This is a genomic window from Buttiauxella sp. S19-1, assembly GCF_022134725.1.
Classification (GTDB): domain Bacteria; phylum Pseudomonadota; class Gammaproteobacteria; order Enterobacterales; family Enterobacteriaceae; genus Buttiauxella; species Buttiauxella ferragutiae.
In genome coordinates, this window is the sequence record NZ_JAHWLU010000180.1 from 1 (window position 1) to 5,921 (window position 5,921).

Sequence of the window (5,921 nt, forward strand, 5' to 3'; positions counted from 1 at the left end):
TCAGTGACAAAAGTACTACTGGAAGCACTGATTTTGAAACACGATGTTAATCAACGTGTAAGAAATGCGAAGGATTAGCAATCATAAAGGACGCGATGATCCAGTGTTGGAGCACTGAATCACCGCTAACCATAACCAACTATTACGGAGTTAATCATGGCTGAGCACGATTCTAAGTCAGAAGTTGTCACAACTGAAGCGCCAGAACTAAAAACCCGCCGTTATACCGTGGGTTACATCCGCGACTGGCAGACCCACGAACCCGCACCGACCATCACGCTTAAAGGTTACTGGCTGGAAGATGCGGGGTTTACAACCGGTACACCACTGAAGATCCGCGTAATGCCCGGTTGCCTGGTGCTCACCGCTCAGGAACCGTTGCCTGTACCGCCGCCAGAGCCGGAGATCATGCAGACGCTGAAGAAGGTCACTAAACTTTCAGGCCGTAAGCAACAACAGATCCTCGAGTTTATCGAGGTGATCACTGCTAAGCGACCGCCAGCGGGGAAGTGGGGCTGACGGCTGACAGATAAAAAAATCCCGGCTCAGAAGTGGCCGGGATATTCTTTTACTTATTGATATAAGTAGTTATGAGTTTATTTATTTCACCCCGTAGTTGTTCATCATTAAATTCGTATTCTTCACGATCTTCATCTGGGTTATACATATCAGCCATACAAAATATAGTTGATAAACACTCACTTATCTTCTCATCATAGTTCAGTATATTTTTGCTATCTCTTTCTATACGCCAAAGCTCTATGTATGCTTCTGCGAATGTTGCTGCAGATAACCTTTCAGCGCCAAAAGATCTAGCAAATTCCAAAAGTAAATAACTCATCTTAAAATCCCATTTTTCATATAGTTATCATATTAAGGTGCTCCTGGAATAACTTTAAATCCCGTAATAAACTCACCTGACTTATCGATAACAACTGCATTATTTGTATTCGAATTAAAGAATACTTTAGAGTCTTTCACAAAACCATAAGTACCATTTTCGGTGGTGGCTGCATCATCTAAATGACTCTTAATGGCAGTCTCATACTGCTTAAGCGTCTCGGGATTTTTCTTTGTGGTAACAATGTCAAAATCAATTGCATGTTTGAATTTCTTATCTAACTGTTTGGCACTAAAAGCGACACTATCAGAGACAATAACGGCTCCAACATCAGGGATTTTCTTGCCCGGAATAAGGATGCCAGCCATCAACCCCCCCATACCTTCCAGTGCAAGCTGATCGCCCTGGTTAGCTTTCTGAGCGAGTGTTTTTATCCCTTCCCAAGTATCACCATTCATTAATGCACTAACCGAGTCGGCCACCGCCTGGTTTTTGCCAGACAGGTCACTCATAGCTTTAGTGCAATAACTGTCACCTATCGAACAAGCTGTCAGTGCCATTGCGGCATCAGCAGCATAGTCCGCAGAACCTAACACGCTGTCACCACCATCAGCTAGTGCATTGATAGTTCCGTTAACCAGTTGAGATAAAGAGCCTTCGCCAAGGGTTTCTCGAACCTGAGCTTTCATTGCCTCAGCACTTTCCTTAACCGCTGCCCGCGCCTTATCTCCACTCAGCGAGTTATTCTCAACAACAACTTTATCCGTTGCGAAGTTAGCCAGCGAACACCACTTTTCCTAGTACAGTCAGCAGGTTACAACCCAGTTTTGCCAGTGCATTTTGATGTACGGATGACGAAGCCCTGACGTGCACTTTTGCACCCCGTAAGCCATTTTCCCCGACACTGTTAAAGAGCATGATACTGTTTATTTCCAAAACACAGCGCCGTTATAAAGTGGGCTATGTCAGCGTCCGCCACGAAGACCGCTGAACGGGTATGACCACTTATTACAATCGCCATCCCAGCCTGCACCTGAAGGGCGACTGGCTAAAAGAGGCGGGGTTTGGGACGGATACGCCGGTGACGGTGACCGTTGAGCACGGGCGGCTAATTATTCAGACTGATAGTAATTTCTGACAGAAAATAGCCCCAGTGTGAATATCTGGGGCTATTTGCCAACCTTTTCAGCTCTCGTTACTGATAAATAATCTCATATTCACTACCAAGTTCATCACGTAACCGCTGAGCTAGCACATACCCATCTTTTATAAAAGTCTCTTCTTCCAATTCATTTTTAAAACCTGAAGATGCAGGATCATCAATATTAAGTATTGCTTCAAACCGATCCGCCCATCGCTGAAGGCTTTCTTGGAGGTCTGTAGATATAGGTAATAAATCAGGTGCTATATCCCCAAAATCATCAGGCGTTGTTCCCCATAGGGGATAACACCCATAATCAGCCATTAATTTTATTTTCTTCATTTCACTGCACCTCTCAAGTTCGCACCTACAATATATCCATTACTTCCAACAGTAACTGCGATGTTATATTTCTGACCATTGATAATAGTTTCATAAATCGGGCGACCAGTACCAAAACCTTGATAACCAACTACTTTTCCTTGTGTTACAGCTTTCATTACCACACTTGGAATTTGTGCTTCCGAAACACCTATTTGAGAAAATTGGCTTCCATGTTCCTTTATAATATGTTGTAACCCTGCTGTAGGACTGCCGGTTTCAAGAAAGATAATTTTACCACTTGCATCCCTTGCCACGTTGACAATATTTTCAGGTGAATATTTAATACCCTGAGCCGTCATTTCTTTGAGTAAAGATTTAGTAGCTAAACTATTTTGGGCTAACTGAATCAGATTTTTTCCCGCAACCCCCAAAGATAAAACCGCTGCCTGATTTTCTGGATCTGATGCAAATGCCGCAAATTTCATCCACGATTCAGAAGTTGTATCGATCAGCGCTAAATCTTGACCGTTAGCCTGCTGAACGAAGGCTTTAGCCTCATCTGTACTCATCGACTTATATAGCCAGTCCGGTCTTTCTGTCGTAGCTATTCCACCTTGAATAACCTCCTTGTAATAAACCTCACAAGTCAATGGACTTTCCTGACAAACAGCTTTTAATTTCTCGCTATTTTCTTCGCTGAGTTTTCCATATTTCTCACGAACCGCATCACAGTTGCCTTTGGCTGTACAGGTTTGTAGCTCCTGATCAAATGACAATGCTTCCGTGGCACTCAGATAGTTATTCTCAACAACAACTTTATCCGTTGTGAAGTTACCCGGCGAACATCACTTTTCCCTAGCTCACTCAGTTACTTACAACCACTTTACACCAGTGCATTCTGATGCGCGGACGGCGAAGCCCCGACGCGCACTTTTGCGCTCCGTTATCGCCCCAACCAGGGCCAGCCGAACCCGCTGCCGCAACTGACCATCAAGGGCCGCTGGCTTGAAGCGCTGGGTTTCCGCACCGGCCAGCCAGTGATTGTCACCGCTGAGCAGGGCAGGCTTACCATCGAACTCGAGTTTAAGTTCTGAACCGCACATAAAAAAATCCCAGCTTCTGAAGGCTGGGATTGATGCTTACATTTTTTTTCAGGGTTGATGTATTGATATCGATTATCAATTTCCAATCCCAAATCCTCAGCTATCAGAAGAACCTGCTTGTACTCATCCTTTGTTACCACAACATCATAATCAGCGATATGGTCACATAGCGTTTCGAATGCCAATACATTCTCAGAATGATCTATATATTCCAGATCGTAATCAACGAGCGAAGGCTCTAAACGATCTTTCAAACCATTCCCCAATGCTTTTATTTTTTCGTTTACGTCCATATCTGATAATCACTCTTTATTTTATAGGTTTTAGCGCAGGTGGCGTCGGTTTATCGTCTGGGAAGGCAGTGATCACCTTACCACTAGCTGGCTCATATATCACTCGTATACGTACATCATCACGAACCTCCCAGGCAACCCATCTGGCTGGATTACCTGCATTTGTATAAAGTCCTCCAGTCCCTGACTGTGCATACCATTGGGTATCCGCCACCACACTTTTGCCGTTCACCTGCGCGCCGGCAATCGTGGTGTCGTCACCGCTGTTGATGCTGATGCGGTTCCCTGCGTCTTTCGTGGTTTCATTATGCTGAGTACCGTTGCCCTACTCGTTGCCCTTCGACGCATTCCCGCTGGTAGAGATGTTGATGCCGGCACCGCTTTCTCCGACACCAATCGCGCCGCCGCTGCTCTTGTTCTCTCCCTCCAGCAGCTGCGTGTTCTGTGAGGAAATCAGGTTAATGTCGTCTGCCGCATTCAGCGTCACGTCCAGCCCGGCTTTAATCTGGCTGCCGATATCATCACCCAGGAACGCGCCAACTAGTGATCAGACAGTTAGCCGCTGAGTGACAGATAAAAAGCTCCCAGCTCAGGTGGCCGGGGGCTTTGAGTGTTATTAAAAATATATTGTCACCTTGATGATTCAATATCATCAGGGTAAACCGTCAAAACATCTAATGTATCACCTTCATTATCAATGAATTCAACTTCATAACCTAATGTAGGCTCTTGATATATCATAACAACTGCTCCCCTACATCCTTTTAGCACAGTGTCAGACAAGTCTTTTTTGGCTTTAACTACATCGTATTCTTTGATCATAAAGTAAATACCACTATGTATTTATTTCTTAGCTGGAATAGCTGTTACGAGCCTAACTACACCGTCATTATTCTCGATCCAACCAAATTTAACGTTAATTGTTCTACCATTCGTACCAGTTATCGGTATCACCTGATCGTATTTAGTACCAAACTGCGTTTCTGCTGTTTTAACGGCTTTACCAGAGTCAAAAACGATTTGTTTCGCAAGCTCGTCTGAGTTTGTTTTGTTAAAACCAAGAGCACTATCGAACCATTCCGCCTTACTCCCTCCAGCAGGATGTTGCTTATCTAACAGATAGTTAGCTAATTTCTGATCAACACTAACTTGTGTTTCAGCTGCATTTTTAATCGAGTTTATACTGCTGCCATTTCCGGCATTCTTAGCCGCATTAGCCGCCACAGCTTCAGCTTTCGCCGCACTGGCTTCTGCTGCTGTCTTACCTATCCCTATCGCCCCGCCAGCACCCACGCCACCCGGCACCACGGCTTCCGATAACTGGATGCCGACATTATTCAGGCACAGCACCACACTTCCCACACAAGCCTGGATTGCCGCCTGCGCCGCCGCGGCTATCTCTGGTGTCGCCGCCGCCAGTACTCCACCACCCAGACCCGCAGGCAACGCCACCATCAGCGCATTTTGCATCGCCAGACCCTTTTTGCAACTATCGGAACCCGGATCCGTTGTGCAGGACATGACATTTTTGGCGTGTTCCTGCACGAAGGCAGTCTGACCGTCTTCCGTTCCGCTCAGAAGATTATTCTCAACCGCATTCTTCCCGGCATTCGCACCGGTAGCCGCACCCGCAACATCCCCACCCGCAATACCACCCGCCATTCCGGCGGAGATACTCGCCAGCGCACTGACCGTCTGTCTCTGCTCTTCAGTCAGTTTCGATATGTCTGTATCCGGGTACAGCGCAGCAGCTATTGCTCGTGCCGCCAGTTCACCCGAAGCTGCACCCACCGCGCCTGCTGCCGCACTATTACCCTGAAGCGCTGCCACAGCACCACCCAGTATGGCGTGAGCAATGGCATTCACCGCCGGGTCACCTTCGGTAGATTTCAGCAGATGCGCTAGTTCCGGTGCTGAAGCCCCCGCCAGCGCACCAGCGATATTTCCACCCGCCAGCCCCTGGAGTGCGGCTGTCGCAGCCTGGATACCGCGCTGAACCGCACCACCGGTCCCCATTCCCGAAGCTGCAAAAGCGTCGTCATAATAGTTTTTATAAACCTGAGAATTAATGTTGTCAGGGGTCGCAGTTTTGCCCGGATTTTCTTTCTCCCACTGCACTTTCGCTTTGGCGCGGTCTTCCGGAGAAACAGACTTCATTTTCTCCTGTGCATCCTTGATAGCACTCAGTTCACCCTGCGTCCGGGCAATATCTGCAGCCT

General features: G+C 46.8%; 7 protein-coding genes and 4 pseudogenes. 3 read left to right on the forward strand and 8 right to left on the reverse strand.

The window, feature by feature from the left end; all coding sequences use genetic code 11:
- Window positions 1–156 precede the first annotated feature (156 nt).
- Window positions 157–519: a SymE family type I addiction module toxin gene (locus MES37_RS23025; RefSeq protein WP_237932716.1), complete on the forward strand. Its 363-nt coding sequence runs from the start codon at window positions 157–159 to the stop codon at window positions 517–519.
- A gap of 49 nt (window positions 520–568) precedes the next feature.
- Here the strand turns inward: MES37_RS23025 and MES37_RS23030 are convergent, their stop codons facing one another.
- Together MES37_RS23030 and MES37_RS23035 are read right to left on the reverse strand one after the other, a co-directional pair.
- Window positions 569–841: a colicin immunity domain-containing protein gene (locus MES37_RS23030; protein ID WP_062749683.1), complete on the reverse strand. Its 273-nt coding sequence runs from the start codon at window positions 839–841 to the stop codon at window positions 569–571.
- A 32-nt stretch (window positions 842–873) separates the two neighbouring features.
- Complete coding sequence (locus tag MES37_RS23035; protein WP_237932717.1) at window positions 874–1,530, reverse strand: colicin D domain-containing protein; 657 nt, start codon at window positions 1,528–1,530, stop codon at window positions 874–876.
- 227 nt (window positions 1,531–1,757) lie between these two features.
- Between MES37_RS23035 and MES37_RS23040 the strand changes: the two are divergent.
- Window positions 1,758–1,979: pseudogene (locus MES37_RS23040) on the forward strand (SymE family type I addiction module toxin).
- Window positions 1,980–2,036: 57 nt separating this feature from the next.
- Here MES37_RS23040 and MES37_RS23045 read toward each other — a convergent pair.
- Together MES37_RS23045 and MES37_RS23050 are read right to left on the reverse strand one after the other, a co-directional pair.
- Complete coding sequence (locus tag MES37_RS23045; RefSeq protein ID WP_232887486.1) at window positions 2,037–2,324, reverse strand: hypothetical protein; 288 nt, start codon at window positions 2,322–2,324, stop codon at window positions 2,037–2,039.
- Entirely contained in the window at window positions 2,321–3,082 is a 762-nt protein-coding gene (locus tag MES37_RS23050; RefSeq protein WP_237932718.1) for a hypothetical protein, read from the reverse strand. The genes MES37_RS23045 and MES37_RS23050 overlap by 4 nt, the downstream gene beginning before the upstream one ends.
- Before the next feature lie 165 nt (window positions 3,083–3,247).
- Here MES37_RS23050 and MES37_RS23055 point away from each other — a divergent pair.
- Window positions 3,248–3,400: pseudogene (locus tag MES37_RS23055) on the forward strand (SymE family type I addiction module toxin); the annotation flags it as partial.
- Window positions 3,401–3,507: 107 nt separating this feature from the next.
- Here the strand turns inward: MES37_RS23055 and MES37_RS23060 are convergent.
- From MES37_RS23060 to MES37_RS24785, 4 genes and pseudogenes are all read right to left on the reverse strand, one after another.
- Window positions 3,508–3,702: pseudogene (locus MES37_RS23060) on the reverse strand (MafI family immunity protein); the annotation flags it as partial.
- A 205-nt stretch (window positions 3,703–3,907) separates the two neighbouring features.
- Window positions 3,908–4,219: pseudogene (locus tag MES37_RS25020) on the reverse strand (hemagglutinin repeat-containing protein); the annotation flags it as partial.
- A gap of 113 nt (window positions 4,220–4,332) precedes the next feature.
- Window positions 4,333–4,524, reverse strand: coding sequence for a DUF4926 domain-containing protein (locus tag MES37_RS23075; RefSeq protein WP_237932719.1), 192 nt, complete (start codon window positions 4,522–4,524; stop codon window positions 4,333–4,335).
- 21 nt (window positions 4,525–4,545) lie between these two features.
- A partial coding sequence (locus MES37_RS24785) for a VENN motif pre-toxin domain-containing protein (RefSeq protein ID WP_273695185.1) occupies window positions 4,546–5,921 on the reverse strand: 1,376 nt, incomplete at its 5' end.

Bases quoted from the DNA above. Each gene is read 5' to 3' on its own strand.
- MES37_RS23025 (WP_237932716.1), top strand. From the start codon at position 157: ATGGCTGAGCACGATTCTAAGTCAGAAGTTGTCACAACTGAAGCGCCA.
- MES37_RS23035 (WP_237932717.1), bottom strand. From the start codon at position 1,530: ATGAAAGCTCAGGTTCGAGAAACCCTTGGCGAAGGCTCTTTATCTCAA.
- MES37_RS23075 (WP_237932719.1), bottom strand. From the start codon at position 4,524: ATGATCAAAGAATACGATGTAGTTAAAGCCAAAAAAGACTTGTCTGAC.
- MES37_RS23030 (WP_062749683.1), bottom strand. From the start codon at position 841: ATGAGTTATTTACTTTTGGAATTTGCTAGATCTTTTGGCGCTGAAAGG.
- MES37_RS23045 (WP_232887486.1), bottom strand. From the start codon at position 2,324: ATGAAGAAAATAAAATTAATGGCTGATTATGGGTGTTATCCCCTATGG.